At 67.3% G+C, this 26,077-nt stretch carries 24 protein-coding genes and 5 pseudogenes; 17 read left to right on the forward strand and 12 right to left on the reverse strand.

Translation table 11 applies throughout. The features are described 5' to 3' along the window. Nucleotides 1–219 (forward strand): hypothetical protein (locus tag ACH4DZ_RS42815; protein ID WP_398294967.1); only part of this gene is annotated, 219 nt, incomplete at its 5' end. A 573-nt stretch (nt 220–792) separates the two neighbouring features. Continuing rightward, nucleotides 793–2,370, forward strand: a pseudogene (cimA, locus tag ACH4DZ_RS42820) (citramalate synthase); the annotation flags it as partial. Nucleotides 2,371–2,886: 516 nt separating this feature from the next. On the opposite strand, the pseudogene tpg reads toward cimA, so the two are convergent. The 4 genes and pseudogenes from tpg to ACH4DZ_RS42840 all read right to left on the reverse strand — a co-directional run bounded on the left by tpg (nt 2,887) and on the right by ACH4DZ_RS42840 (nt 7,045). Further along, a pseudogene (gene tpg, locus ACH4DZ_RS42825) lies at nt 2,887–3,413 on the reverse strand (telomere-protecting terminal protein Tpg). Nucleotides 3,414–3,416: 3 nt separating this feature from the next. Continuing rightward, nucleotides 3,417–5,003: pseudogene (gene tap / locus ACH4DZ_RS42830) on the reverse strand (telomere-associated protein Tap); the annotation flags it as partial. Between the two features lie 223 nt (nt 5,004–5,226). Beyond that, a complete protein-coding gene (locus ACH4DZ_RS42835) occupies nt 5,227–6,072 on the reverse strand; it encodes a hypothetical protein (protein WP_398294969.1) in 846 nt (281 codons plus the stop codon). Nucleotides 6,073–6,688: 616 nt separating this feature from the next. Next, the gene (locus ACH4DZ_RS42840) at nt 6,689–7,045 is read right to left on the reverse strand and encodes a hypothetical protein (RefSeq protein ID WP_398295051.1); all 357 of its coding nucleotides are present in this window, start codon (nt 7,043–7,045) and stop codon (nt 6,689–6,691) included. 241 nt (nt 7,046–7,286) lie between these two features. On the opposite strand from ACH4DZ_RS42840, the pseudogene ACH4DZ_RS42845 reads away from it, so the two are divergent. Continuing rightward, nucleotides 7,287–7,908: pseudogene (locus tag ACH4DZ_RS42845) on the forward strand (IS5 family transposase); the annotation flags it as partial. A 15-nt stretch (nt 7,909–7,923) separates the two neighbouring features. On the opposite strand, the gene ACH4DZ_RS42850 reads toward ACH4DZ_RS42845, so the two are convergent. Next, complete coding sequence (locus tag ACH4DZ_RS42850) at nt 7,924–8,319, reverse strand: Imm7 family immunity protein (RefSeq protein WP_398294971.1); 396 nt, start codon at nt 8,317–8,319, stop codon at nt 7,924–7,926. Between the two features lie 94 nt (nt 8,320–8,413). Next, nucleotides 8,414–9,355, reverse strand: coding sequence for a transposase family protein (locus ACH4DZ_RS42855; RefSeq protein ID WP_398294973.1), 942 nt, complete (start codon nt 9,353–9,355; stop codon nt 8,414–8,416). Between the two features lie 146 nt (nt 9,356–9,501). Between ACH4DZ_RS42855 and ACH4DZ_RS42860 the strand changes: the two genes are divergently transcribed. From ACH4DZ_RS42860 to ACH4DZ_RS42875, 4 genes are all read left to right on the forward strand, one after another. After that, nucleotides 9,502–9,957: an STAS domain-containing protein gene (locus ACH4DZ_RS42860; protein ID WP_398294975.1), complete on the forward strand. Its 456-nt coding sequence runs from the start codon at nt 9,502–9,504 to the stop codon at nt 9,955–9,957. Nucleotides 9,958–10,021: 64 nt separating this feature from the next. Next, the gene (locus ACH4DZ_RS42865) at nt 10,022–10,402 is read left to right on the forward strand and encodes a recombinase family protein (RefSeq protein WP_398294977.1); all 381 of its coding nucleotides are present in this window, start codon (nt 10,022–10,024) and stop codon (nt 10,400–10,402) included. A gap of 41 nt (nt 10,403–10,443) precedes the next feature. After that, nucleotides 10,444–10,686, forward strand: a complete 243-nt coding sequence (locus tag ACH4DZ_RS42870) for a hypothetical protein (protein WP_398294979.1) — start codon at nt 10,444–10,446, stop codon at nt 10,684–10,686. 17 nt (nt 10,687–10,703) lie between these two features. After that, nucleotides 10,704–10,856: a hypothetical protein gene (locus ACH4DZ_RS42875; RefSeq protein ID WP_398294981.1), complete on the forward strand. Its 153-nt coding sequence runs from the start codon at nt 10,704–10,706 to the stop codon at nt 10,854–10,856. 237 nt (nt 10,857–11,093) lie between these two features. On the opposite strand, the gene ACH4DZ_RS42880 is transcribed toward ACH4DZ_RS42875, so the two are convergent. Both ACH4DZ_RS42880 and ACH4DZ_RS42885 read right to left on the reverse strand, forming a co-directional pair. Beyond that, nucleotides 11,094–11,720 carry a hypothetical protein gene (locus ACH4DZ_RS42880; protein WP_398294983.1) on the reverse strand — a complete coding sequence of 209 codons (627 nt, stop codon included), beginning with the start codon at nt 11,718–11,720 and terminating at the stop codon, nt 11,094–11,096. A 176-nt stretch (nt 11,721–11,896) separates the two neighbouring features. Then, on the reverse strand, nt 11,897–12,217 hold the full coding sequence (locus tag ACH4DZ_RS42885; RefSeq protein ID WP_398294984.1) for a hypothetical protein: 321 nt from the start codon (nt 12,215–12,217) through the stop codon (nt 11,897–11,899). Between the two features lie 328 nt (nt 12,218–12,545). On the opposite strand from ACH4DZ_RS42885, the gene ACH4DZ_RS42890 reads away from it, so the two are divergent. The 4 genes from ACH4DZ_RS42890 (at nt 12,546) to ACH4DZ_RS42905 (ending at nt 15,658) form a co-directional block, all read left to right on the forward strand. Then, complete coding sequence (locus ACH4DZ_RS42890) at nt 12,546–13,148, forward strand: transposase (protein ID WP_398295048.1); 603 nt, start codon at nt 12,546–12,548, stop codon at nt 13,146–13,148. 30 nt (nt 13,149–13,178) lie between these two features. Next, nucleotides 13,179–13,592: a hypothetical protein gene (locus ACH4DZ_RS42895; protein WP_398294986.1), complete on the forward strand. Its 414-nt coding sequence runs from the start codon at nt 13,179–13,181 to the stop codon at nt 13,590–13,592. 690 nt (nt 13,593–14,282) lie between these two features. Beyond that, a complete protein-coding gene (locus ACH4DZ_RS42900) occupies nt 14,283–14,885 on the forward strand; it encodes a PadR family transcriptional regulator (RefSeq protein WP_398294988.1) in 603 nt (200 codons plus the stop codon). 47 nt (nt 14,886–14,932) lie between these two features. Then, nucleotides 14,933–15,658, forward strand: coding sequence for a VOC family protein (locus ACH4DZ_RS42905; RefSeq protein WP_398294990.1), 726 nt, complete (start codon nt 14,933–14,935; stop codon nt 15,656–15,658). Between the two features lie 95 nt (nt 15,659–15,753). On the opposite strand, the gene ACH4DZ_RS42910 is transcribed toward ACH4DZ_RS42905, so the two are convergent. The 3 genes from ACH4DZ_RS42910 to ACH4DZ_RS42920 all read right to left on the reverse strand — a co-directional run bounded on the left by ACH4DZ_RS42910 (nt 15,754) and on the right by ACH4DZ_RS42920 (nt 19,395). Next, on the reverse strand, nt 15,754–16,083 hold the full coding sequence (locus tag ACH4DZ_RS42910; protein ID WP_398294992.1) for a hypothetical protein: 330 nt from the start codon (nt 16,081–16,083) through the stop codon (nt 15,754–15,756). A 646-nt stretch (nt 16,084–16,729) separates the two neighbouring features. Beyond that, nucleotides 16,730–17,431, reverse strand: coding sequence for an SDR family NAD(P)-dependent oxidoreductase (locus ACH4DZ_RS42915; RefSeq protein ID WP_398294994.1), 702 nt, complete (start codon nt 17,429–17,431; stop codon nt 16,730–16,732). A gap of 731 nt (nt 17,432–18,162) precedes the next feature. After that, nucleotides 18,163–19,395, reverse strand: a complete 1,233-nt coding sequence (locus tag ACH4DZ_RS42920) for a PucR family transcriptional regulator (protein WP_398294995.1) — start codon at nt 19,393–19,395, stop codon at nt 18,163–18,165. Nucleotides 19,396–20,056: 661 nt separating this feature from the next. Between ACH4DZ_RS42920 and ACH4DZ_RS42925 the strand changes: the two genes are divergently transcribed. The 5 genes and pseudogenes from ACH4DZ_RS42925 to ACH4DZ_RS42945 all read left to right on the forward strand — a co-directional run bounded on the left by ACH4DZ_RS42925 (nt 20,057) and on the right by ACH4DZ_RS42945 (nt 24,974). Then, a complete protein-coding gene (locus ACH4DZ_RS42925) occupies nt 20,057–21,586 on the forward strand; it encodes a flavin-containing monooxygenase (protein ID WP_398294997.1) in 1,530 nt (509 codons plus the stop codon). After that, nucleotides 21,583–22,467, forward strand: a complete 885-nt coding sequence (locus tag ACH4DZ_RS42930) for an alpha/beta fold hydrolase (protein WP_398294999.1) — start codon at nt 21,583–21,585, stop codon at nt 22,465–22,467. The genes ACH4DZ_RS42925 and ACH4DZ_RS42930 overlap by 4 nt, the downstream gene beginning before the upstream one ends. A gap of 17 nt (nt 22,468–22,484) precedes the next feature. After that, a pseudogene (locus ACH4DZ_RS42935) lies at nt 22,485–23,621 on the forward strand (AMP-binding protein); the annotation flags it as partial. 150 nt (nt 23,622–23,771) lie between these two features. Further along, the gene (locus ACH4DZ_RS42940; protein ID WP_398295050.1) at nt 23,772–24,035 is read left to right on the forward strand and encodes a hypothetical protein; all 264 of its coding nucleotides are present in this window, start codon (nt 23,772–23,774) and stop codon (nt 24,033–24,035) included. Nucleotides 24,036–24,116: 81 nt separating this feature from the next. Next, nucleotides 24,117–24,974, forward strand: a complete 858-nt coding sequence (locus tag ACH4DZ_RS42945; protein WP_398295001.1) for a 3-hydroxyacyl-CoA dehydrogenase — start codon at nt 24,117–24,119, stop codon at nt 24,972–24,974. A gap of 312 nt (nt 24,975–25,286) precedes the next feature. On the opposite strand, the gene ACH4DZ_RS42950 is transcribed toward ACH4DZ_RS42945, so the two are convergent. Next, entirely contained in the window at nt 25,287–25,454 is a 168-nt protein-coding gene (locus ACH4DZ_RS42950; protein ID WP_398295003.1) for a hypothetical protein, read from the reverse strand. Between the two features lie 279 nt (nt 25,455–25,733). On the opposite strand from ACH4DZ_RS42950, the gene ACH4DZ_RS42955 reads away from it, so the two are divergent. Next, nucleotides 25,734–26,000 (forward strand): hypothetical protein, encoded by a 267-nt coding sequence (locus ACH4DZ_RS42955; protein ID WP_398295005.1) that lies wholly within the window; start codon nt 25,734–25,736, stop codon nt 25,998–26,000. Nucleotides 26,001–26,077: the final 77 nt, after the last annotated feature.

The following is a 26,077-nucleotide window of genomic DNA, read 5'->3' on the forward strand; positions in this document are numbered from 1 at the left end:
ACTGCCGTCGAGACCATGGCGATGGCGGCCGGGCACTGGTTCCGGACCGCGCAGGGCGACCAGGGTGTCAGCCCCGACGTGTACTTCGTCGCCCCGGATCACCGGACCCAGCGCATCGCGTACCCGGACGCCGACGGCAAGGTCATCATCGACACGACCGGCCTGATGGGCGAAATGCTGTTCGGGCCGGCACCGCATGGCCTCGACCTCAAGGAGTAGGCCCGTCCGGCATGTCGCTACGGACCGAGCTGACGCCGGTAGGCAGGTGTTCCGGCCGGGCGATGACCCTGCGGGGTCGCATCGACGACGACCTGCGGCGCCACCAGTTTCAACCAGTGTGCTTCGGCTCGGCTGCCGGACGCGCAGTGAAGCCGCGTTGTACGAGCAGTGCAGCCGTCGGGTCGAACTACTGTTGGGGCCGTGGCAACAACGTATGACTACCGCGGCGACCTCATCGCAGCGCAGCAGGAACTCACCCAGGTGCGCCGACCTCACTGCCCTGCACAAGCGGCTGCCCTACTCCGCCGAACCGCTGGAACAATTCACCGCGTTCCGTATCGTGAGACGGCCTTTCCACGGTGGCTGGGCCGTGTGAGAATCCCTGCCATGCAGCGCCAGCTCATTATTAGCGGCAGCGTGCCGGCACCGAGTTGACCTGGGGCGACCCCTCCCAGGCGGCCATCGCCCGCACGCAGACCTCTCGCATTTCGCGAGGGGTCTTTTTGTTTGCCATCAGCGACCTGACACAGCGGCCTCACCAGGCCCAGCAGCCCAGGACAGGAAAAACCCGCCATGGCCCATGACGCCTTTCATGTCTTCGACACCACCCTGCGCGACGGAGCACAGTGCGAGGACATCAACCTCACGGTCGCGGACAAACTGGCCATCGCCCGGCACCTCGACGATTTCGGCGTGGGATTCATCGAGGGCGGCTGGCCCGGAGCCAACCCGCGTGACACGGAGTTCTTCTCCCGCGCGCGCCAGGAGCTCACCTTCAAAAACGCACAGCTCGTCGCCTTCGGCGCGACCCGCCGTCCAGGCGGGCAAGCAGCCGATGATCCGCAGGTCAAGGCGCTCCTCGACTCCGGCGCCCCTGTCATCACGCTGGTCGCCAAGTCGCACGACCGACACGTCGAGCTCGCCCTGCGCACGACCCTGGAGGAGAACCTGGAGATGGTCCGCGACACCGTCTCCTTCCTGCGCGAGCAGGGGCGCCGGGTCTTCGTCGACTGCGAGCACTTCTTCGACGGCTACAAGGCCGACCCGAAGTACGCAAACTCGGTGGTCCGGGCCGCATCGGACGCCGGCGCCGAAGTCGTCGTCCTGTGCGACACCAACGGCGGCCACCTCCCGGCCCAGGTGCAGGCCGTCGTCTCCACCGTGCTCGCCGAAACGGGCGCCCGCCTCGGCATCCACGCCCAGGACGACACCGGCTGCGCCATCGCCAACACCCTCGCCGCGGTGGACGCCGGCGCCACCCATGTCCAGTGCACGGCCAACGGCTACGGCGAGCGAGTCGGCAACGCCAACCTCTTCCCGGTCGTCGCGGCACTGGAGCTCAAGTACGGCATGAAGGTACTGCCCGAGGGCAGCCTGCGTCAGATGACCCGCGTCTCGCACGCCGTCGCCGAAATCGTGAACCTTCCACCCTCCACACACCAGCCATACGTCGGCGTCTCCGCCTTCGCCCACAAGGCGGGCCTGCACGCCTCCGCCATCAAGGTCGACCCGGACCTGTACCAGCACATCGTGCCCGATTCGGTCGGCAACACCATGCGAGTGCTCGTTTCCGACATGGCGGGCCGGGCATCGGTGGAGCTGAAGGCCAAGAAACTGGGTTACGACGTGTCCACCGACCACGAGTTGCTGTGGCGGCTCGTGGAGCGGATCAAGGAGCGTGAGCTCCAGGGCTGCACCTACGAAGCGGCTGACGCCTCCTTCGAGCTGTTGCTGCGCGAGGAGATCGAGGGTCGGAAGGACACCTATTTCGAACTCGACTCCTGGCGAGTGATTACCGAAGGCGGAGCCAGCACACCGCGGGGAGCCGAAGCGACAGTGAAACTCCGTGCGCAGGGCAGCAGGAACATCGCCACCGCGGAAGGCAACGGGCCGGTCAACGCCCTCGACCTGGCGTTGCGCCGTGCACTGCAGCCAACGTATCCACAGCTGTCGCAGTTCGAACTGATCGACTACCAGGTCCGCGTTGTCGAAGGGTGCCGGGGCACAGAGGCGAGGATCCGAGTGCTGGTCAGCGTCAGTGACGGGCAGGGCGTGTGGCAGACGGTCGGTGTCGCGCACAACGTCCTCACCGCATCCGCCGAAGCGCTGCAGGACGCGCTCACCTACGGTTTGCTGCGATCTTCGCGCGAGACCGACGGGCAGGGAGCCGCCAACCCTTCACGAGGAGAGCCAGCGCCTGCCCCAGCGGACACAACCTGCACCCTGAATGTAACGCTCAGAGACAGTCGCGGAGCCCTAGGCCGTATCGCTGCCGTGCTTAGCAGCACGCGGGTAACAGCGCTGTCATACACGGTGTCGGACGACACACAGGCCACCGCCATGATCCAGGTGCCACGGGCTGACGCCATGCGCGCCCGCAACAAGCTGAACCGCATGGTGGACGTCCTCACTGTCAACGAGTCGCGTCCCACGCCGCTGTAGCCCCCAGCCCGCAACCGACGCCACGGCCATCCCGCCGTCCGGCGCCGCATCCGTCACCTTCTCCAGCGCCTGCTGCGGCCGGACCGAACCGACTGTCGGCGTACAAGTGAACATGACCCTGGCAAGATTCCCGTGAAACGGGGGTGTGCCTCCGTCTCGCACGCTCCCTCTCCAATTGAAGTGCTCAGTCAGATCCGGGGCTCTGCGTGCGTCGGGCAGCGGCCTCTACAGGTCGAGCTCGTCGAGGTGCTCGATGTCCGTGAACCGGACCTCCTCCAGGGAGCCGGCGTGGCGGCCGCCGTCCTGGAAATACACCTCCTTGAGCGATTCGGCCGCGATCTCCTGGAGGCGGGCGTCGCTGGCACCCCTCTCCTGGGCGTCGAAGAAGCGGACGGCGTAGATCGGGGGCAGGGCGACGGTCAGGTACCGGATGCGGTCCTGGAACGTGGAGCCGATCCGAGCGGTGTACCCCATGCGGGCTCGGGCGTCGATGACGACGCCGCCCGTGGACGCAGCCTTCGCCCCCGCCTTGGCCCGGATCTGCGGCTGCCACCGCTTCTTCACCTCGCGCTCCATACGCGCGGCGAGGTCGGCGCGGGGCTTTTTATTCTGGCCCTCACGTACCGCTCGACGGTGCGCTGGGAGACCCTCAGCATCTGCGCGACTGCTTTGGTGCCGCCCAACTGCTTGACCAGATAACGCATCTGCGGGCCCGCGTTCTTCGGCGCCGGGGGGGTGAACGCCTTCTGCACCGCCTACCGGGCGAGATTGAGCTCCGCCGCGTTGAACCGCTCCCGGACCTCTTCGCCCCACAGGACGTCCTGGGTGCCCTCGTGCTTGACCAGGCCGGGGTTGATGCCGAGCTTGAACCCGCCGGGCAGCGGCTTGCCCTACCGGTAGGGCAGGACGTCCAGCGGGCTCGGTCCGTTCGCGGCGTAGACGACGCAGTCGGACAGGACCGCGATCGGGTACTGCCCAGTGAACGCCGCGTGCTTCACGATCTGGCGGTGCAGATTGATCCGGGTGCGGGAGATGACCGCCACGCGGATGTCCGGCCTCCAGGTGGGGCGGGACAGGGCGCGCCACGGCTCGCCCGGCCGCCAGCCCTCGCCCCGGGGCCGCTCGCGCAGCTTGCCCAAGCCGCCCTTCACCGTCGCCTTGGCCGCCGAGAGGACGATCGCCAGCTCCGGGTCACGGCCCTTGTAGCCGTCCATCGCCGCCAGGAAGTCGGCGGGCGACAGGTCTGCGTCGACGCCGAGGTCGGCCAGGGTGGCGAGGTAGGCGTCGCGCAGCCGGTTGTACCAGCTGTCCCGGTACCGGCCGTTCTCACGCCGCACCCACGCCTCGATCGGCCGCACTTCGTAGCCGAGCTCCTGGGCGTACGCCACGGTGGGCGTCGCGTACCGGGCCGGACCGGTCGGGCGCTCGCCCTTCGGCGTGAACGGGGAGGGCAGCAGGCTGCCGTCCAGCTCCACCCACTCCTTGCCGACCTGCACGCGGGACAGGTCGACGTGGTCGACCAGCCACGAGGCGGGCAGCTTCGCGTCGAACACCGGCGTCTTGACGTGCGTGGGCGCACCGAGGCCGACGACCAGGCCGTTCGCTCCGGCAGCGAAGGCCATGTTCACGTCGATGCCGACCAGGTGCCGCAGGGTGCACTCGGCATCCGTCGTCGGCCGCGCCCAGTCGTACGCCTCCTCGAACAGCTTCTCGCCGGGGCCGCGCACATGGAAGCGCGGCAGCTCCTTGAGAAGCGGGTGCCCGTCCGGGGCCTCGCACGGCACGCAGTCCAGCAGGTCCTTGCCCAGCGAGCCGGGGTTGTGCTCGGAGTGCCGCCTGCCGTCGGCGACCGACTCAGAGGCCCGGGTCGGCGGGTGCAGCGCGGTCATCAACTCCAGGCCGGTCATCGCCGTGGAGCTGGGCGGCGTCATCACCCGCGAGGCGTATACCCCCAGGACGCCGGCGAGTTCCGCCGACGGGAGCTGCCCTGCCTCACCCCGGTGCCGCGTGTCGAGCGCGTTCCACGACGGGATGCACAGCTGCATGCGGGCCCGCTCCGAACCGTTAGCCGGACGGTAGATCCGCGCCCACGGGCCGAAGCCGCGCTTGGTCAGCTTCCAGTCGGCACGGACCAGTTGCTTGATGACCTTGTGGCCCTCCGGCAGGCGCCCGGCGAGCCGCTCCTCATCCGTAAGGGTGGCCGGGAGACCGTAGCGCTCCAGCGCGGCCTCGGTGAGCACGAGCAGCGGATCGGCGTCCTTGCCCGGCCCGGCAAGCTTCCGCTGACCGAGCTTCGCCTCGCGCAGCGCCCAGTCCACCAGCGCCGGGATGCTGTGCGCGGGGCGACGGTCATGATGGCGAACACCGCGCCGCAATTGAGATTCCCGGGGGTACCCTCCAGCGACTCGCCACCTGGGGCAGCTGACACGCTGACGCTGCCGCCAGAACGCATCTGGTGCGGGGGCGTCGCGTGGCGAAAAATTCCGCAAGGCGCGGACGACCGTACAGCCCGCTGTGGCGTTGGTCCCTTTGTGAGGCGTGGGTGAGTCTGGTGACGGGACTTGGTCATTGGCGGGGCTGGGTCCCGGGGCGCAGTTCGACCCGGATGCTTTCGTCGTCGTCGATGACGTAGGTGGGGTCCGTGTCGTGGTTCCAGCCCAGCGGGAGCAGGTAGTAGCGGTGATCGCGCTCGACCAACAGCCTCAGGCCGCTGTAGCGGTACCGGTAGTGAAGGCCTTCGCCCAGGTCTTCCACCTTTAGTCCGAAAGGACCGGTGATACTCAGCTGCTCGGTGCTGTGAATGAGGACGGCGACGCGCTGCTCGATCCGTTCAGCGTCTCGCTCCGCGTCCTGACGGCCAAGCTGACCGGCTGCCAGGGCCACCACCCACATCAGGAACAGCGCCGCGCCGGCCACAGGCAGCACACGCGTCCACGGACGCCCGGGTCTGGTCGTGTCGGCTGCCGCTGCGGCGCTGGTCTGCCCAAGGACCAACCCGCACGCCACCAGCAGGGGAGCGGCCCAGACAAAGGGCTGGATGTAGCGCCACAGCAACATCAGAACGATGCCGGCGGCAACGAAGGCGAGATACGCCCGTGCTACCGCCCGCCCGGCGCGAAGGATGCGATGAATGAGGCCGGCGGGGACACCGAGCATCGGAAGCAGCTCGGGAAGGCGGGGCAGTACAACCGCCAGGGCCAAGGTGATGAGCACGGGGAACGTCACGAGGCGCAGGCTGCGCAGCGCCAGCTCGACGGAGTCGAAGCCAATGGCGGAGCTCTCCAGGTGGAAATACCCGTAGTAGACGCTGCTGTGGACGAAGCCAGCGAAGAGCATCAGCGCCACGATGAACGAGCCCGCGCCGAAAGCGGAATTGGCCAGCTCAACTGGACTGCCGCCCCACACGGCCACCGGCGCCCGGGGGCTCGGCTGGGAGAGTCTGAGGGTCCCACGACGTACTCTGCGGGGTGCTGTAAGGCGCGTGGCCCGTCGCACCGTCCTTTGCCGCACCGCACGGCGTCGGCTGCCGGACGACGGCTCCGGAGGGCCGCCCGCGGGAGCCGGTGTTCCTGTCGAAACCATCAGCTGCGGCCTCAGGACCCATCCGGTTCAGGCAATGGTCCGGAGCCATCCGGTGAGGGGGGACACGACATGGAGGCGGTCAGATCAGGCAGGTCACTGCACGAGGGAGAAGGCGGGGTTGGGGTCTCGGACATAATCGGATACTGGTCGGTTGAGAAGGTGTCAGTTCGCGGAAGAGAAGGTGGAGACACGCTGTCGCCTCCGCCAGAACTGCCGCCGGTTGCTGTCGAATCAGTGAAGGCAGAAGACCCGCCGTTCCCGCCGCTTCCAGGACCAGGGCCGCTATCCCCAGGTTGAGGGCCGGTGTCCCCAGGGGGAGCTGCAGTGCTTCCGCACGCGACAGCGCCCCAGCACAGCGCGGTCGCCGCGACGGCAAGCCCGTACCTGGTCACCACTCGCTGCCGGATCATCATGAATCCCCCAGGTGCCATCGTGGGCACCGTCCTCAGCTTCCCACCAGGAGGCTGGCTTGCCCATGCCCCCAACGAAGACCTATGAGGAAGCTGACCGTCGGTTTAAGGCGGCTCTGCACCCAGAACGTGGCGAGGCCGACCGCCCCGGTGCCCAGGCCGTAGCGGGCGCCGCGCGGCAAGAGGCCGACGGCGGCCCGCCGCCGCGGACGAAGCAGCGGCGGTGCGGCGGCGCCGAGCAGGATACGGATGTGCAGGGGGCGTTCACAGGGGCATTTGGCGGTCCTGTACTGAATGATCGCCATGGCGCGGTCCATATCGGGACTCGGTTCCCCGGTGGTGGTGACGTCCAGGTACTGGCCGTAGATCACGTCGGTGCGCATGGTGTCCATTACCGGGAGCACGGCGGCGAGTTGTCCGAGGTCAAGGCCGGTCGATCGTCGGCGCGATCAACGGCTCACCGACGGCTCACCGACAGTCCCCCGCACGCTGCTGCCCGGCAGGTACGACACCGAAGGCCGCTTTCAGTACGTCGGCCGCACCGCCGCTTTCGCCCGGGCAACGGGTACTGCGGTTGCCGGCCTGCTCGCTCCGGTCCAGCACGGTCATCCGTGGACAGGATGGTCGTTCTCCGCGACGGGCCGGATCGACTGGAGCATGGTGGGCGTCGACTCGACGTCCTGTCGTGCTCACCAGCACGCCGCCGGCGCCCGCAGGAAGGCTCCCCGTACACCGAAAAAAGTTCGACGCCCCGGCAGCACCGCCCCGACGAGGGACTCGGAAGGTCCGGGGGCGGGCTGACAAGCAAGTTCTACCTCGCGAGCGACGGCGACTACAGCCCCTCGCCCTGCTGGTCACTCCCGGCCAGTGGGGCGACGCACTGCAGATGATCCCCGTCCTCGAACGCATCCGCGTGCCCCGCAGCGGGGAGGGACGGCCGCGCACCACGCCGGACCGGCTCAGCGCGGACAAGGCGTATTCGTCCCGCGGCAACCGCCGTTACCTGCGCAGGCGCGGCATCAAACACACCGTTCCCGAGCCGAGAGACCAGAGAGCCAATCGTCGGCGCCGTGGTGGCAGAGGCGGCCTCCCAGTCGGCTTCGACAAGGAGCAGTACAAGCGCCGCAACGAGGACGAGCGGTCGATTAACCGCTTGAAGAGCTTCCGCGCCGTCGCGACCCGCTTCGACAAACGGGCTTACGTCTTCCACGGCACCATCGCGGTAGCCGTAATCCGGCTCTGGCTCCGAGCGTGATGCGTCGCCGACGCCTCAGCCTGGGAAGGGATCTTCCACCGTTGGGATGCACGGGGACAGCAGTGCCTCCGTGTGCTGAGTGACCATCCCTCGGACGAGCCTCAGCACGCGCACCTCGTTCTCGTGACCCGGTTCCTCATCATCGCGAACGTGGAGGAGCCCGTAGGAACCAGGGGCGACCACCGCCACATGCTCGAACAGCTCGTCAACGTTAGGGGAAGAGCGGTGATTGGAAGAGCCGCCGAGGTGGATGAACGGCTCGCCGTTCATCCACCTGAGATCGAGCAAGTACGGGCTGTCCATCCGGGCGATGCGAAGACGAAGCCCATCGACGATCTGCTGCAGGCGGGGCTCATCGTCCTCATCCGCTGCCGTCTCCCCGACCGTGATCCACCCGCGGTACTCAAACATCCCACGATCGTAGTGAGGCGACCTGCTTCACCGTTCCGACCCCAGCATGATCCCCCGAACACGCCTTACGAGTTGGTGCGTGATAGCGGGTGAGTCAGGTCTGCCCGGTCGTGGCCTGTATCCAGGCGGTGGCTGTGCGGTCGGAGACGAGGCCGGCGATGGCCCGGTAGGTGTCGGGCAGGCGGTCTCGGCGGTGGGTCCAGCGCATGAGTTGTTTCCAGCGTTTGTGGTCGGCCAGCGCGTGCTCGACGGTGATCCGGTTCGAGGAATGCTCGTGCCGGTCGTGTTCCCACTGCCTGACTCTGCCGGCCAGCGCTCCGGGCCGTGGCTTTCTGGGTGGGGTGACGGCCTGGCCAGGGTGGTCGCGGCTCAGGCCCAAGTAGCCGTCGTCGAGCAGGATCTCGACCAGGTCGAAGTGGCGAAGGCAGCCGGTGATACCCGCCGCGCGGGCAGCGGTCACGTCGTGCATTCTCCCTGGCCGCAGGCCATCAGCCCACAGCGTGCGACCACGGTGGTCGGCGATGACAGTGGCTTTCATCGTGTTCTGCTTCTTCTTGCCCGAGACGAAGGCGCGCCGCCCGCCACGACCTGCCACCGGTCGGCGGACCTGGACCTCGGTGGCGTCCAGCTGCAGCTCGACGCCCTCGGCCTGGGCATAGGCGAACACATCCTCCAGCGTGCGAAGCCGCAGACCAGGACGGTCGGGAACAGCGAAGCCCCGTTGTGCGAGTAGTCGGCGGACCTCGCCGACAGCACGGGTGACGGTGGAGCGATCGACGCCGTACAGCACACCCAGGACCGCGTGCGGCAAGTCGTGCCGCAGGTGGATGAGCGTGGCTACCAGCCGGTCAACGAAGACCAGCTGATGCCGGGCACCGGCACCCGGTGCACGCCTCCTCGCCCCACCCCTCGCCTGGAACCAACGCCCCTCAAGCCCGACCACCCACGGTCTGGCCAACTCGGCCACCAAAGACGACAGATGAGCTGTCGAGATCCCCGTGAACAACGGATGCGTCAGTACCGAACGGTCAGCCATACCCCTCACCAGCAGAGCATGCCCACCCACTATCACGCACCAACTCGTTAGCCGACCGCGTCACCGCGCTCCGAACCCTACGACGCGCCCCCGTCAGCAGGTCGAACGGTTTTCCGGGCGCAGCGAACGAACCGCATGCCAACTCGGTGCGGCGTACGATCTCCCCGACGCCACGCCCCACAGCGCCGGAGACGACGTCGCCCTGCTGTCCCTGTCCGTCCCCCTCGCCCACGCCACAGACGGTCTCACTGCCATCCCCACCCACCACACCATCGCCCCGCCGGCCAGACGCCGGAGACCTCGACATAGCAACCGTCCCTCGCCTGCGCACCCAGGCACTGGCGCTGATCGAACAAGGCCGCCGGCACCTGATCCTGGACCTCGGGGATGTCACCTTCTGCGACTCGTCCGGCTTCAACGTTCTCGTCGGCATCTTCCGCTGTGCCAAGGCTGACGACGGCACCCTGGTCGTTGCTGCCGTCCCGGACCGCCTTGAGCGGCTGCTGGACCACACCGACCTGAGCGCCCTGCACTCGCCCATCCCGCCGCCACCCACGCCCTCGTCGCTCCACACCCGCAGCCAGGACACGGCCACCGCGTAATTCCTGCGGTAGCCGCTGGGCAAAGGCGGCCACCGCAGCGTCAGAGAGAGGGCACAACCGGCACGTGGACAGCCTCACCAGCACCCTCAGCGCAGACGGCGACGACCTCCTGGGCACCTTCCCCCTCCACCCGACCGAGATCCGTATCGGCTACGCCCGAGTCTGCACCGGCGGCCAGAAGCTCGACCGGCAGATCGACGCCCTCCCCCTCGCCGGGTGTCGACGCATCTTCCCCGAGAAGAAGTCCGGGAAGAACGACCTGCACCCCGAGCTGAAGGCGTGCCACGCCTTCATCCAGAGCGGCGACACCCTCGTCGTCCCTCCTGGACCGCTAGGGGCGCAGCCTCCAGGACCTGGCCAACATGGTCGGCAGCCTGCGCAAACGACAGATCGGCTTCACCACCCCGCACGAGAAGCTCGACACCACCACCCCCGGGGCGTCTGATCTTTCACGCCGCGCTCGCGGAGTTCATCCGCGAGCTGATCGTGCAGGGCACCAACGAGGGCCCGGCCACCGCGCGGACCCGCGTCGGCGGCCGACCCTCCGTCGTCAACGACAAGCTGCTGCGCGCCGCCCGCGACATGTTGCCCAACCCTGAGAACAGCATCGAGACCATCGCGGCCCTGCTCGGCGTCTCCGTCGGGACGCCCTACAACCACATCCCCGACCTCAAAGAACTGCGGACCTCCCGCGTCCCCGCCACCCAGCTCGAAAGGAGCGGCCGGTAATCCCAGTCCCCTACCTCATGAAGGGGGCAGCCCCCGCCCTGGGCACCCGCACCGCCGGGAAGGCCGGACCGTTCGGGCCGTACGGCAGCGACACCGAGCACGACGTCAACGAGCAGGACCAGGCGCACGCCGCGGCTGCCGCACCCACCGAACCACGTACAAGGCTCTGACACTTCTCGCGGCACAGCGACTGACGTTCTGTCGGCGGACGACAGTCGGGCCGCGAGGACTGTCTCTGGCCAAGGTCGCCGAACAGCACTGCCTGTTCGTACCGCGCGTCGACCAGCTCGCGCCGCCTGACTGCGGGCTGGCCGCCAACGCCCCGCGAGCACATGACATGGAGGGAAAGAAGTTCACCGTACGTCCCTCCCTTGCCGTTGGCACAGGAGGTCCGGTCGGGCTGCAAATCAGCTCACGCGGTATTTGTCGAGCACGAACAGGATGCCTGTCATCATGAACTTTCCGCGGCCTCCCAATACCCCGTAGATTTCGACAAAAGCGTCCGCCGAATTGGGTATTGCCGCGATCTTCAGGATGAACGTGCGTCGCGGCCCCTCGATCCGGTGGCTGTACCACGCATTATTCTCGATGTCCGTTCTGGGCAGGGCTGCCTCCACGACTTCCCATTCGGTACCCACGAAGTCATGCTCGGCAAAGTGAGCCAACACCTCACACAAGGGCCGTAGGTTCTGGCCGTGAATTCGCCGTTTGTCCATGGCGCGGGTCCAGCCGATAGGCCGGGCGTGGACACCGTCCCAGACTCCCTCTCTCACCAGCCGGCGCTGACGGCGTCTCTCAAGCAACGCAAACATCGCCATCATTGCACCGTACGCGGCGGCAATGCCCAGCGGCAGCAAGACTTTGCCCTCGGCAGCGAGGATGATAGGTCCCCATACGAGGAGTCCTGTCACGAGCCAGATGACGAGTGGCCGTTTTGCTGCGAACATTTGTTGTCTGGTCGGAGGCTGCTGTCCTCCAAGAGCGCGGTTGACCGCCCAGTAGGCGCGCGCCAGTTTCCCACCCCTGATCGGCATGGCAGGATTCTAATCTGTTCCGATCCGTGGCAGGGCTCCTCCAATTTCATCCAAGTCGTGGGCGCTTCCCCCTTGTTCGTACTCCAGTGGTAGATCACGATCTTGCTGGCCCGGTACCAGGTCTCCGGCTGAACTGATCCCCATCTCGATTGGTCCGGTCTGGTGCGCTCGCTGTCTCAGCTGGGCTGGTCAGCGGGGGGGCTGATGGGGCTGTCCGTGCCGTAGAAGCGGCCCTGTTCACACAGGGCGTCGATCTCGGAATTGGCTTCCTCGCTCAGTTGCTCGTCCAGCGCGACACTGATGACGTGTCGGGCCCGGGACAAGCGCCGGGTGACATCCCAGTCGAGGATGAACTTGCCGATGGTGTGCTCGTCGGCGGTTCCGAATGCCATGCGAGATCTGAGCTGGTTGAGGGAAACCACGAACTCGTTCAGGTCCTGCAGGACTGCGACGACCTCGTTGAGGGGTACGCGAATTTCTCGGGAGGACATGTCCATCGGCCGACTCAACTCCAGAGCTGCTGCTTCGGCCCCGACCGTGATCCCGCTCGTCAGGGCCGGTCCGGGAACAGGTACCACCACCGGTGATCATCGGTGTGCGAAGACGTAAGATCAGACGGTGGCAGCAGGTCACAGCATAGATCCTGCCCGGTGGCAGGAGACGTTCGAGGTCCTGATGGGCCGTAGCGTAGGACGGTTCGTCCGGGTGGAACCACGGCGGCGGGCACGGGCGTTCGTGCTCAGCTTGCTGTCGGACCTGCCACGCAAGAACTGCTGAACGCTCGCCGAGCATGCCGGGGACGCGACCCCGTACGTTCTGCGGCATCTGCTTTCGAGGGCCAAGTGGGACACCGACGCGGTACGCGACGACATCCGTGGCTTCGTCGTCGGGCAACTGCACGACGACGCGGCAGCCTTGGTCGTCGACGAGAGCGGTGACCGCAAGAGGGGCTCCGCCACGGTGGGCGTGCAGCGGCAGTACACCGGCACCGCCGGACGCATCGAGAACAGCCAGGTCGCTGTCCGTCTCGCCTACTCCGCCCCCGCGGTGCCATGTGGCGATCGACCGGGAACTGTATGTCCCACGCTCCTGGACCGAGGACCCGGCCCGCTGCCGGGCCGCCGGAATACCTGGCCCATCGGCTTCACGACGAAACCCGCACTCGCCACCCGCATGATCGGCCGCGCGCTGGACGCCGATGTCCCGGCTTCCTGGGTCGCAGGCGATGAGTTTTACGGAGGCAATCCGCACCACGTACCGCGGACAGGTCTGATCCCGGTACGCCTCCCTGGTTCTGTAGCTGCTGACTGCCACGAGACGCCATCGGGGCCGGAGGCTGGCCGTTTAAAGGCTTGCCCCGTAACGATCATGGAGCCGGTTGGGATCAGAGCCCCACACGAGGGTGACTATGTCCTGATGACAGGATGATTGCCTCGACGATCCCGAGGGGCCACGTTCGTGCACACGCCTGCCGACTACCTCGAACCGGCGCGTACGGAGAACGACAGCGCCGTTCTGCATCGACTCGCGCGTAGTCCGTACCCTTTCGTCTGGCAGGCACTGGCAGCCAATCCCTCCACGCCGCCTGGCACTTTGCTGGAACTGAGCACCGCCCAAGACAATGCCTGGAACGACAACAGGCTGCTTCGCCTGCTGGCGCAGCACCCGAGCGCAGACCGCTCAGTGCTGCGAGCCGTCCGTGACGCCGTGGCAGCGAAGCTCGCCGGGGGCGAACGGCCCTATGCCGCCGTGCTCGCGCTGGCAGAACGGACGGAGCTCGCGGCGGCGGAAGTGCGACAACTCGGGGCTCTTCGCGGAGCTTCTGCGCGTCTGCGTAGTCGGCTGGACCGGCAGCTACAGCTCCGCACCTGATCCTGCGTCCACCGCGGTCGGCTCCATTGGAACGATCCTGATGTGACTGCGGTGATCACGGCGTCGGAGCCGTCCTGGATAGTCCCTTTCACCGGGTCGACCACCACGGCGTCCGGGTTGTCGTCGTGACGGAAGCGGAGCTCGCCGGCCGCTCGGAGGATGTCGGCGACCGGAACGGGTGCTTCCTCGACGCTGCCGTAGCCAGGGCGAGGGTGACAATTGCAGGGTGTACTCGAAGTCCGTGCGGGTGATCGCGGTGATGGTGCCGAGGCTGTTTGGGCCGAAGCCCTTCCTGGCGAGTTTCGCGTCGACAAGGTCGGGGGGTTGCCCGATCGCGGCGGCGACAGCGTTCCAGGCGCACGCCTCGACCTGGGGACCGTCGTCGGACATCGGTTCCACGCCGGTCAGGGACAGGATGTAGCCGATGCTGCTGACGCCCTTGAACCGGAGGGCATCGTTGCCGGGCGAGACGTCGTCGAAGGTTCTCCAGGAGGATGACGGTGGGCCACGGTTGCTGGAAGCGGACCACATTGAGGAGGCCGAGCATCCCCGGGTACGGGAGGCGCTCACATGCTTGCGCACGGCCGACGGCCGTGCACAACTCGGTGTAACCAAATTTGGCTAATACACCCGAGGCGGAGTACGTTGCCCGCAGTAGCCAAATTTGGCTACCCAGGCGGAAGGGGTCCGATGAAGCCGCTACGACTTCTGGTCCTGGGAGCGCTGCGCAGGCGCGGTCGCGCACACGGCTATCAGATCCGCGCGGATCTGGAGTCCTGGGGCGCGCACGAGTGGTCCACCGCCACATCGGGTTCGGTGTATCACGCGCTCAAGAGCATGGCCGGACAGGGCCTGCTGGCGGCGACGTCCGATGCGGATCCCTCGGCCGCCGGGGGCCCGCCAAGAATCGAATACGAGCTGACCGACAAGGGCGAGCAGGAGTACCTCAACCTCCTGCGCCGGGCCTTGGGCGACCGCGAGCCGAGGCTGGACGTCCTGTGTGCTGCGGTGGGCCTGATCGAGGACCTGCCCCGTGCGCAGGCCCTGCAGGTACTGCACACCCGAGCCGACGCGATGTGCGACTGGCGCACCAGCATCACCGCACACCTGCCCGCGGACACGGAGCTGGACACCTGGGGTCCGGTGGGCGAGGTCATCTCGCTGTGGCTGGCGACCGCCGATACCGGCGCCCAGTGGACCCGGCGGCTGATCCACCGCCTGGAAGAGGGCGCATTCAGCATGGCCGGTGAGCCCGGTTCCCCCACCCGCCGCCCCGCACAGCCGGCCGAGTAGCAGCCGCGAGCATCGGCGAAACCTTCCCTTCGAGACGGAGCAATGTCATGGCCCACGAGATAACCGTCCCGCTGCTTCCGTGCGAATCCATCGACGAGATCGTCGAGTTCTACACCATGCTCGGCTTCACCCGGACCTACTACCAGCTCCGCCCGAACCCGTGCGTGGGCCTGCAGCGAGAAGACCTCCAGCTGCAGTTCTTCGGCATGCCAGGCTTCAAGCCCGAGGACTCCTACGGCAGTTGTGTGGTCATCGTGCCCGACACCCAACAGCTCTTCGAGGCATTCGCCGCGGGCATGCGCGCGGTCCACGGCAAGCTCCTGGTCTCCGGGATCCCGCGGATGACCCGCCCGCGGAAACGCAAGAACGCCGACCACCAGTCCGGATTCACGGTCATCGACCCCGGCGGGAACTGGATCCGGATCTTCCCGTCCCCGGGTACCGGCGGCACCGGTGCGCCCGCGGTCGGCAAGCTGGCCAAGGCGCTGGAGAACGCCGTCGTGCTCGGCGACTCCAAGGGCGACAATGAGCAGGCGGCGAAGATCCTGGACGCCACGCTGGCCCGGGAGCAGGATTCCGCACCGGCCGCCGAACTGGTCGAGGCGTTGGCCTACCGCGCTGAACTCGCCATCCGCGCCGACGACACCACTGCCGCGGTCGATGCCCTCACCCGCGCCCGCGCCGTCCCCCTCACCGAAGCCGAACGCAGCGAACTCACCGCGCACTTGGCTGGCCTCGAAGACCTGGAGGCCGTCGTCGGACTCGCGCCCTAGTGCCCTGAGTCAGAATTCGGTTCAAATATCCGGCAAGGCGTTCGAAGATCTCGTCTGCGGTCTTCGTCCTGGGCGCATCGGCAACGGCACCAGCCTCAGCGGAGCCACCCGTGGGCGGAAGACTGCTCAGCGCCGCGGTCGACCAGCTCGGCGGCACGTTCGGCAAGGCGTTGGCGGTTCTCGCGCTCGCCGCCGTTGTGGGAGGCGGCGTGCTCGCCTACCTCACGTAGACGAGCTTTCTCTACAGCGCCATTCCAGCTCTCGCTCCAGTCGCGAAAGTCGGATGCTTCCTCTTCCTGACACTGGTATTCGTCAGATGCCTTGCGGTTCGCCGCGCGTCCGGCGTTGTTCTTCGGGTCAAGAAACGGGTAGCTGGCTTTGTTCATGGTCAGCAGCAGCGTTTGTCTGCCGGTTTGGCCACCCATACTGCCGACGGCGGCGCCCACCACTCTGCGCCTGACCGCACTCGTCCTCGCCGCACACGCCTTCACCGCCGCGGGCAACACCCAGGACATGGAGGTCGTGGCACGCCTGTGCGGACACTCCCCCAACGCAACAGACCAAAGAACTGTTCGACCGACTGGTACCCGTCCACACCCTGACCGCCTGGCAGCACCACCACGACACCGCGACACCGCGACACCGACAACGTGCACTGGCGATACCCGCAACAGCCATCAGCGCGTCAGCCGGACCCCACCCCAGCGGCGTCCCGTCACCGCTCACCAGCCGGTTACGCACCAAGGGCCGCGCGGAGGAGACCACGGCAACTGCGATTTCCGCCCCATCGCGTACTTGCCGGGGTGGTCCTGGCCAGATACACGTGTACGTCGACAAGCGCCTCAACAGCCCCCGGCAATGCGTCAACCAGCCAACCCGCCAATCACCTGCAAGGTTGGCGGCCACACTCTGAAAACTCAGCAACATCCCTAACAGTGGCGGATATCGGATCATGTCCCGCCGACAGGCCGAAGAGGCCGAAGGCAATCGGCAGGCTGCAACGCGCGCGCAAGGGCGGCAGCCCCGTAATCCCGCTGGGGTGCTACCGCCCACGCATCAGCGACCGGATCGTCACCAGACAACCGGGCCGTTCCTGTCGACGAAGCCGCCGGTCGGGCCGTCGGCGCCGATCGAGGACATGCGGACGATGATCTCCGTTCCCTCCTCAAGGGTCTGGGTGCCCTGGTGGCCGTTGAGGTCGGTGGGGGTGAAACCGGGGTCGACGGCGTTGAACCGGATGGTGGGGAACGCCTTGGCGTACTGCGAGGTGACCATGACCAGCGCGGTCTTGGAGGCGTTGTAGTCCAGCGCTGTCGTCTTAGACTCCCCTCGGCTCGGGTCGGTGCACGCCGCCACCGAGCCCAGACTGCTACTTACGTTGACGACGACCGGGGCGTCGCTTGCTGCCAGCAGCGGCAGGAAGGCGTGCGTGACACGCACGACGCCGAAGACGTTCGTGTCGAACGTGGTCATCATGTCGGCCCCGGTGACCTCGCCGATCCGGCCGAACTTGCGGGCGCCCCCGATGGCAGCGTTGTTGACGAGGACGTCGAGACGGCCCGCGTCCGCGCGGAGGAATTCGGCTGCGGACTGCACAGAATCCTCGTCGGTGACATCGAGTTGAACGAAGCGGGCGCCGAGCCGCTTGGCAGCTTCCCCGCCGCGGTGGGCATCGCGTGCCCCGACATAGACGGTGTGCCCGGCCTCGATCAGGCGCCGAGCCGCCTCGAACCCGAGGCCCTTGTTCGCTCCGGTGATCAATGTGGTGGTCATGTGTTCGCTCCGGTGATCGGTGAGTCGGTAACGTCTCCACCGTCGTCGCACCGCAGACGAACAGGCAGTGCCCCCCTCAGCCTGTGGACCGTCAGTACCAGGCTGCCCGGGCGCGGGCGCGTGTTGCTGGGACGGTGAGCGAATCCAGGGAACTGGACGAATCTCTGCATGGCCGGCGGGACCGGATCGAACCCGGCACGGTCGAACTGCCCGCTGGCCGGGTACGTAGAGCCGCCGGACCTCGCCACGAGGAACTGGCCCGGCTTGCCGGCTTGCCGGCCTGTCCGGCCTGTCCGGCCTGGAACAGGGTCGAGGGACCTCCCCGTCGGCGCAGGTCCTGTCCGCGTCGACCCGCGCCCTGCTGCTGTCGGCGCGTATTCCACCGGGGGGGGCCGAGGTGTCCGGCCAGGTCGGCCCCACTACCCGAGTCAGACGCGCTCGTGGCATCTCTACGACCACCTTCAGCCTCAACATCTTGACGCTGACGACCAGCCCATGGCTCCACGGCCTTGCGCTGAAGCCGGCCGACACCACGGAGGCGGGCATCGACGGCCATGCCCTTGTGGACACCATGCCCGCATGTGCCGATAAACCGACGCACTTCGTCATCACAGCGGGTCAGACCGGGCCGCTTGACGGACAGGCCCCGGTCGACCGGCAGCGAACACGTACGGCCGCCGCGGCACGGCATGCCCGACCACCGCGGGCAGGCGGCGTCGATACCCGAGGCATCACTCGGCGAACGCGCTGCCGAGCCACTTGTGCGCCTGCAGGGCCAGCCCGATGTTGGTCGGATCGGAGTCGATACCCCTGCCGAGAAGCCGCTCGATCAGGCGAATCCGATAAAGGACAGTGTTCTTGTGGCAGTTGAGTTCTCGCGATGTCGTGGTCGCACTCTGGTGAGAGCGCAGGTACACGCGAAGGGTTTCTCTCAGCACATCCTCCCGACGAGCGCCGCTCGCAAGTTGCCCGAGCGTCTCACCCATCCAGACTTGCGCGCGTTGAGGTTGTGCCACCAGGAAGGCGAGCGCGGACACGTCGCTGTAGGGGAAGACCGTCGCGACGGTGGAAACTCGGCCGACGTCGTACGCCGCAGCCGCTTGCCGGTGTGACTGGGCGAACCCCGCGATGCCGGAGGCCGGGTCACCAAGGGCCAGTCGAACCCCCTCGCCGACAGACGCGATCGTCCGCCGCACGTCCGGGGCCGACAACTCCCTGACCGGCTGAGGAACCCACGCCCAGACCGTCCTCGAATCCCGGGCGACGACGAACGGGCGTCCACGGCCTTCGAGGCGACCGGCCGCCTCCGCGACCGCCCGCTGCGCTCGCATCAGCTCTTCGCCGTCTGAATCATCCGCATCGACCCACGCGATCAGGGCAAGGTGTTGCTGCCGCAATCGGTAGCCCAGGGCACGCTCACAATCGTCAGCCTCAGTCACCCCGCCGGCGAGGAGGGCCAGCACACGGTCGAGCCGGCCCGATTCCTCCTGGCGGAGCCAGCGCTGCCGTTCGTCCTCGTACTCGGCGGACATCCGCTCGCACATGCGGTCGAGATAGCCGCTCGCGATCTTCGACACCGCGATGCTCTCGCAACCGAGTACCTCGATGTCGTCGGTGAGGGTCACGAGCACCTCACTGCAGATCTGGTACCACCGTGCGCTGCTCAGCTGATACGAGCGGATGATCTCGTGCAGCGGGAAACCACGTCTCGCGAGTTCCCGGACCACCGAGACCGCTCCGACAGGAGCCTCGGCGGAGTCGAGGTCGTCCGGGTGTCCGAGCAGATGCATCAGCGCCTCATGGTGGGCGCGGGTCGACACGTCGATCCGTTCGTGATCAACGCCCTCCACGCGAACTTTCTCGATCTTGTCCTGAGTCACCTGAGTGATCTCGGAGGCGATCTCCGCCGCTCGCACCGACAGATTCCGCACCAGGGCCCGCCGTACGGCGTTCGCGCTCTCCATTGTGTGGACAGCCCCGTTCTTGTTCGAAAAGCACAAAGAAGCTAACCAAGTCTGGGCAATTGCATCTGTTCTCTGAGCTAACCGTACGTGAACGTGGTCACCACGACTAGCGGCGCCGGATCACCGAATCATGCGCAAGGAGTCTCAATGGTGAAGACCCGATTGTCGCGCAGGGGTGCCCACGGGACGGTGGCTCCCCGGTGGCAGAGCACGGTGACGGTCCGGCCGCGTGTGCGGTCCTCGCCCCGGCTCTTGAGGCAGCGGTCCCCTGGTCGGTCCCTGGCGGACGATGCCGCTCCGCGCGGACACATGGAACCGGCCGACGGAGTCTTGAGCGACGAACAACTCCGGCAGCCCTTCCACGTTGCCGGCCGTCCACGGCCGGCACGCCGCCTACGGCCCCGGACGGCCCGTCGACCCAATACTCGGCGCCTACCGGGGCGAGGCGAAAAGTGACGCCCTCGACAGCCACGCCATCGCCGAGACGGCCCGGCATCGGCGGGACTTCGCAGCCATCGGCATCAGCGACCCGAGCACACACCTCGATCAGCGGCCAGGGTGCCCCGGCGAGCGAGGCGACCGCTCCTCCAGAGCCACCGACGACAGAGGACCACAAGCCGCCCCCTGACCTTCGGGACCGCACTCCAACGTAAGGAGAACCATGGACAAGAGGGAAACGGTGACTCGTACGACACTCGCACCACACGTCGACGTGATGGTCGTCGGTGCGGGACTCTCCGGTATCGGAATCGCGTGCCACCTGACGACCAAGCAGCCCGGACGGACATTCGCGATCGTGGACGGCCGAGATGCCATCGGCGGCACCTGGGACCTGTTCCGCTACCCAGGGATCCGTTCGGACTCCGACCTCCACACCTTCGGCTACACGTTCAAGCCGTGGAAGAGCAAGAACTCGATCGCCGACGGACACGAAATCCTGGAGTACATCCAAGAGACGGTGGACGAGTACGACCTCGGCTCACACATCCATCTGGGTCATAAAGCCGTCAGCGCGAACTTCTCGACCGGGTCCGGCCTGTGGACCGTCACGCTGGAGCGTGCGGCCGACGGCGCGCTCGTCGAGGTCACCTGTCACTGGCTGGTGTCCGCCGCCGGCTACTTCGACTACGAGGGCGGCTACACGCCGGAGTTCGCAGGCAGGGACGACTTCTCGGGCCAGATCATCCACCCGCAGACATGGCCCGAGGATCTGGACTACACCGGCAAGAAGGTCGTGGTGATCGGCAGCGGCGCGACCGCCGTCACCCTGATTCCCGCCATGGCCGAGCGCGCCGGGCACGTCACCATGCTGCAGCGTTCCCCCACCTACGTCGTCAAGATTCCCAGGCAGGACCCGATCGCCAAGGTGCTGAACCGATTTCTGCCGCCTGGCCCGGCCCACAGAATCGTCCGCTCGATCAGTGTCAACCGCATCCGCATGATCTACGGGGCCAGCAAGCGCTACCCCGACGCGGTGCGTGGCATCCTCCGCAGGGCCACGATCAAAGCCCTGCCGGCGGAATTCGACGTCGATACCCACTTCAAGCCCGAGTACAACCCGTGGGACCAGCGAATGTGCACGGTGCCCGACGGCGATCTGTTCGAGTCGCTCTCCAGCGGAGCGGCCTCGATCGCGACCGACCGCATCGTCCGCCTGACTCCCAAGGGCATCCTGTTGGAATCGGGGCGGGAGCTTGAGGCCGACATCATCGTCACCGCGACCGGCCTGCGTATGGTCCCCTACGGCAAGATCGGACTGGCCGTCGACGGCGAGAAGGTCGACCTGCACAGCAAGCTCGTCTACAAGGCCTTGATGGTCACTGGTCTCCCGAACTTCGCTTTCGCCTTCGGCTACACAAACTCGTCGTGGACGCTGAAGGTCGATCTCGTCGCCGAATACCTGTGCCGCCTGCTCGCCCACATGGACCGACGCGGCCACACCGTCGCGCTCCCTCTGGACGACGATCCGGCCGTCGTCCGCAGTTCGTTCTCCGCGATGGAGTCCGGGTACTTCCGGCGCTCCGCCCACCTGTTCCCCCAGCAGGGGTCGCACGGCCCGTGGACCATGCCCACAAAGTACGCCGCCGACCGCGCCCGCCTACGTGACGGCGAGGTCGAGGACCCCTGGCTCCATTTCTCTTCCCCCCTCGGCTCGGCAGCGGACATCGAAGTTCAGTCGGTGCAGGCATGAGCGGAACACGAATGATCAACGTCCGAGGCAGGTCGACCCGGCTGCGCATCGACGGTGATCCGTCGACGCCACCCGTCGTGCTCCTGCACGGAATCGGCCGCAGCCTGGAGGACTGGGCGGCCGTGACGGTCCGGCTGGCCCCGGACTTCCGGGTGATCGGGCTGGACCTCCCCGGGTTCGGGTTCTCCGCCCGCCGGCCGGAGCGCGCCACGCTGAAATCGTTCGCGCTGGGTGTGAGGGAAACCTTGGACGCCCTCGGCGAACACAGGCCGGTCCATCTGCTCGGCAACTCTCTCGGAGGAGCGGTGGCCCTGCAGTTCCAGGCGATGGTCCCGGAGCGGGTCGCCAGCCTGGCACTGGCCGACGCGGCCGGCTTCGGCTCAGAGGTCGCACCGATGCTGCGGCTCATCGCCACTCCGGTGATCGGGCGTCTCCTGACGATGCGTACGACCGCGCTGAGCGCGAAAATGACGGAACGATCCCTGTACGCGAACGCGGCCTTCGCGACACCCACACGTATCGCGCACGCTCTCGCGATCTCCGAGCAGCCGGATCCGGGCGACGTAGCACGCGAGACCGTACAAGCCCTGGCCACCATCCGGGGAATCCGCCAGCAGTGGCGCGAGGAGCTGTTCGAGTCCGTGGCACAGCACCCTCGTCCCACCCTGGTGATGTGGGGCGGCATGGACCGCGTGCTGCCGGCCAAGCAGCTCGACACCGTGCGCCGGCTCGTCCCCCACGCGCAGACCCATCTGTTCGCCGGCGTGGGACACGCACCCCAGATCGAGTGCCCCGACGCACTCGCCGAGGTGGTACGCGACTTCATCGCCACCGTGCCACCGCCGTCCGGCGCGCGCACCAGCAAGAGTACGAGGAGCTGACCATGTCCACGTACAACATGGCCGCCCTCCTTGAGGACACGACACGCCGGCACCCCGACCGCATCGCGATCGTGTCCGGGGACGTCCGGCATACCTTCGCGGACGTCGACGCGACCGCCAGTCAGGTGGCGAACCTGTTGACATCCCAGGGCCTCGGACCAGGGCACACCGTCGCGCTGATGTGCCCGAACCTGCCGGAGTTCACCGCGATCTATTACGGCATCCTCAAGGCCGGTGCCACCGTGGTGCCGCTGAACGTCCTGCTCAAGTCACGCGAGGTCGCCTACCACCTGGCCGACTCCGGCGCGACGGCGCTGTTCGCCTTCCAGGGATCCCCAGAACTGCCGATCGCCGACGAGGCGCGAGCCGGCTTCGAATCGACGCCCGCGACGCAGCACTTCTTCGTCATCACGGCTGGCACAACCGGCTCCCCGACCCTCAAAGACACCGAGCACTTCGAGCAGGCGCTGTCGGGCCGGCCGACAACGTTCGACGCAGTGCCCACCGACGAGGAGGACACCGCCGTCATTCTGTACACCTCCGGCACGACGGGCCAGGCCAAGGGCGCCGAACTCCGCCACCGGAACATGCGCGACAACGTCATGGCGTGCCGCGAGGTCTTCCGCCTGGCACCGGACAAGCCGGATACCTACCTCAGCGTCCTGCCACTCTTTCACTCGTTCGGCCAGACGGTGATCCAAAACTGTGCCATCGCCTTCGGCGGAACGATCGTCATGATGCGCCGCTTCGAGGCCCGGGCCGCCCTCGGGCTCTTGCTGAGCCACTCGATCTCGGTCTTCGCAGGTGTGCCCACCATGTACTGGGGCCTGCTGAAGGCTCTCGACGACAGCTTCGACGCGGATTTGCTCACCCAGAACCTCCGCGTCGCGCTGGCGGGCGGCTCCGCCCTGCCGGTCGAGATACACCGGGAGTTCGCGTAGCGGTTCGGCGTGACGATCCTTGAGGGGTACGGCCTGTCGGAGACGAGTCCGGTCGCCAGCTTCTCCCGGCTCGGTGAGCAGCCCCGTGCCGGTTCGGTCGGTGTCCCGATTCCGGGAGTGGAGATGGACCTCCTGGACCCGGCGACGCGGCAACCGCTCAAGCGGACTTCCGAGGAGATCGGTGAGATAGCCATCAGGGGCCACAACGTGTTCAAGGGATATCTGAATCGGCCGGACGCCACGCAGGACGTTCTCGACGACGAGGGCTGGTTCCGCTCCGGCGACCTCGGCCGACGCGATGCCGACGGTTGGTACTACATCGTCGACCGCGCCAAGGAACTGATCATCCGAGGCGGTTTCAACGTGTACCCGCGCGAGATCGAGGAGGTTCTCCTCACCCATCCGGCCATCTCGCTGGCAGCCGTCATCGGTGTCCCCCACACCAGTCACGGCGAGGAGGTGAAGGCGGTCGTCGTCCTCAGGCCGGGTGCCACCGCGTCGGCCCAGGAGATCGTCGCGTGGAGCAGGAACGAGATGGCGTCCTACAAGTACCCCCGCCTCGTCGAAATCGTCGATGCGCTCCCCATGACGGCGACCGGAAAGATCCTCAAGCGGAACCTGTCGTGAAGTGCCCCGGCACCGGGACGCGCGCGGTGCCGGAGCTTCACGTACTGAGTAGTCGCTCGACAACAATGATCAGGAGTTGGCATGCTCGAAATCAACAAGGTCAGCGTTCTCGGAGCCGGAGTGCTCGGCACCCAGATCGCCTTCCAGACCGCGTACAGCGGCCTTCCCGTAGTCGTGTACGACGTCTCGGACGAAGCGCTCGCCAAGTCCGAGGCACACATGACCGAGCTGGCCCAGCTGTACAAGCAGGACGGTGTCGTCGGCGCCGATGACGGCCGGACCGATGCCGCCTTCACCCGGCTGAGTTTTACGACCGACCTGGCCGGTGCGGCCTCCGAGGCGGATCTCGTGATCGAGGCCGTGCCGGAGCTGCTCGACGTCAAGCGCCGCCTTTACACCGATCTCGCGAAGGCGGCACCGGGGCACACGATCTTCGCGACCAACTCGTCCACCCTGCTCCCCAGCGACCTCAAGGAATTCACCGGCCGACCCGACCGCTTCCTGGCGATCCACTACGCCAACCTCATCTGGAAGAGGAACCTCGTCGAGATCATGGGGACCGCAGACACCGATCCGGCCGTCGTCGCGGCCGCCGTCTCCTTCGCCGAAACCACCGGGATGATCCCGATCGAGATCAAGAAGGAACAGGCCGGCTACATCCTCAACTCGCTCGGCGTCCCCTTCCTCTTCGCCGCCGGCAAGCTGTGGGCCAGCGGTGTCGCTGATCCGAAGACCATCGACCGCGCCTGGAAGATCGGGTCACTCGCACCGCAGGGGCCGTTCGAAGCACTCGACATCATCGGTCTCACCACCACCTACAACATCGCCTCGAACTCCGAGGACCCGGGCGTTCGTGAGTTCGCCGCGGCACTGAAGGAGCAGTACATAGACGAGGGCAAGCTGGGCACGATGACGGGAGAGGGCTTCTACAAGTACTGAGCCATACACCGTGCCGAGTGTCCCGGCGCCGCACCTCCTTACCAGAGCCCAGGGCGGCCGGGCAGTCCCTGCCCAGAGCAAGGCGAAGGGTGGGGCCACCGCCGCCGAGCAGTACCGCGAGCGCCGTGCCCAGCGCGGCACGTCCGTGGGCGACATCCAGCAGGAAGTTGCCCGGCTCGTGCACGGCCCGCGGCTTGCGGTGCGAGGACAAGCGCTGCGAACGACTCGGGGTCGTCGGCGATCCGCATGTCACCGTGCGCGACGCGGAAGTTCGGGTTCGCGCTGTCGAAAACGATCACTCGGGCGTCGCCGTTACCGGACATCGAGGCAGCGAACTGGTCCAGTCGTCATGAGGGCGGCGTCGAGCAGGTTGAGCAGGGCGGCGATGACGGCGTACGCCACACCGCCGGAGCCGGAGCGGGTGGTGGCCGGGCCGGGTGCGGGCGGAATGCGGCTGGTGCCGGATCGGGCCGAGGGCATGATGGCGGAGGTCCTGCCCCCTGAATACCGCCGGATCATGGAGATCGTGGCCGGTGCGGGTGGGCCGGTGGTGGCCAAGGACGTCGCGATCGCGCCGGCTGGGGCACAACACCGGCGAAGGGGGGACCGGTCCGCCGGCAGCTGCGCAAGCTCGCCGACCGGGGCTGGATCTCTCGGACCGGCGCGGGCCGTCATCTCCCGTGCCGACCGGCCAGGACGGCGGCGGACCGGCCGATCCCGGCCGTAACAGGAGATCCCCCCGCAGGAGTTGGCGCATGGGTGAAGACCCGACGCCCCGCCGACGGCTCTCAGGAAGCTGTCCATCAGGTTCGCCTCCCGCTGTCGAAGCGGACCATCGATCTCGTCGCCGGCCTGATACGCGGACGGCGCAAGGAGCTGGGATTCCGCTGGCACAAGCTCGCGCCGGGCGGCCGGGCGGCCGGGCGGCCAAGTGGTCGTCGTGCTCGCCGTATTCGCCACGACCAACGCCTTGCCGACACGGCCGGCGGCAACCCCGTCGCCGCTTTCACGTGCGTCGCTGCGTGAAGGAACCGATCGAGCTCCTGGCTGGGCGGGCCCCGCGTCCGAACCGGGCACTGAAGGAGATCGCCCGCAGCGGCGGA

This window comes from Streptomyces sp. NPDC017991 (assembly GCF_044328075.1).
Lineage (GTDB): Bacteria > Actinomycetota > Actinomycetes > Streptomycetales > Streptomycetaceae > Streptomyces.

What these genes read in the sequence shown, in the direction of transcription:
- ACH4DZ_RS42840 (WP_398295051.1), bottom strand. Translation starts at nt 7,045, where the DNA reads ATGGACACCATGCGCACCGACGTGATCTACGGCCAGTACCTGGACGTC.
- ACH4DZ_RS42850 (WP_398294971.1), bottom strand. Translation starts at nt 8,319, where the DNA reads ATGTTTGAGTACCGCGGGTGGATCACGGTCGGGGAGACGGCAGCGGAT.
- ACH4DZ_RS42855 (WP_398294973.1), bottom strand. Translation starts at nt 9,355, where the DNA reads ATGGCTGACCGTTCGGTACTGACGCATCCGTTGTTCACGGGGATCTCG.
- ACH4DZ_RS42875 (WP_398294981.1), top strand. Translation starts at nt 10,704, where the DNA reads ATGAAGGGGGCAGCCCCCGCCCTGGGCACCCGCACCGCCGGGAAGGCC.
- ACH4DZ_RS42880 (WP_398294983.1), bottom strand. Translation starts at nt 11,720, where the DNA reads ATGCCGATCAGGGGTGGGAAACTGGCGCGCGCCTACTGGGCGGTCAAC.
- ACH4DZ_RS42885 (WP_398294984.1), bottom strand. Translation starts at nt 12,217, where the DNA reads ATGGACATGTCCTCCCGAGAAATTCGCGTACCCCTCAACGAGGTCGTC.
- ACH4DZ_RS42900 (WP_398294988.1), top strand. Translation starts at nt 14,283, where the DNA reads ATGAAGCCGCTACGACTTCTGGTCCTGGGAGCGCTGCGCAGGCGCGGT.
- ACH4DZ_RS42905 (WP_398294990.1), top strand. Translation starts at nt 14,933, where the DNA reads ATGGCCCACGAGATAACCGTCCCGCTGCTTCCGTGCGAATCCATCGAC.
- ACH4DZ_RS42910 (WP_398294992.1), bottom strand. Translation starts at nt 16,083, where the DNA reads ATGGGTGGCCAAACCGGCAGACAAACGCTGCTGCTGACCATGAACAAA.
- ACH4DZ_RS42915 (WP_398294994.1), bottom strand. Translation starts at nt 17,431, where the DNA reads ATGACCACCACATTGATCACCGGAGCGAACAAGGGCCTCGGGTTCGAG.
- ACH4DZ_RS42920 (WP_398294995.1), bottom strand. Translation starts at nt 19,395, where the DNA reads ATGGAGAGCGCGAACGCCGTACGGCGGGCCCTGGTGCGGAATCTGTCG.
- ACH4DZ_RS42925 (WP_398294997.1), top strand. Translation starts at nt 20,057, where the DNA reads ATGGACAAGAGGGAAACGGTGACTCGTACGACACTCGCACCACACGTC.
- ACH4DZ_RS42930 (WP_398294999.1), top strand. Translation starts at nt 21,583, where the DNA reads ATGAGCGGAACACGAATGATCAACGTCCGAGGCAGGTCGACCCGGCTG.
- ACH4DZ_RS42945 (WP_398295001.1), top strand. Translation starts at nt 24,117, where the DNA reads ATGCTCGAAATCAACAAGGTCAGCGTTCTCGGAGCCGGAGTGCTCGGC.
- ACH4DZ_RS42950 (WP_398295003.1), bottom strand. Translation starts at nt 25,454, where the DNA reads ATGCCCTCGGCCCGATCCGGCACCAGCCGCATTCCGCCCGCACCCGGC.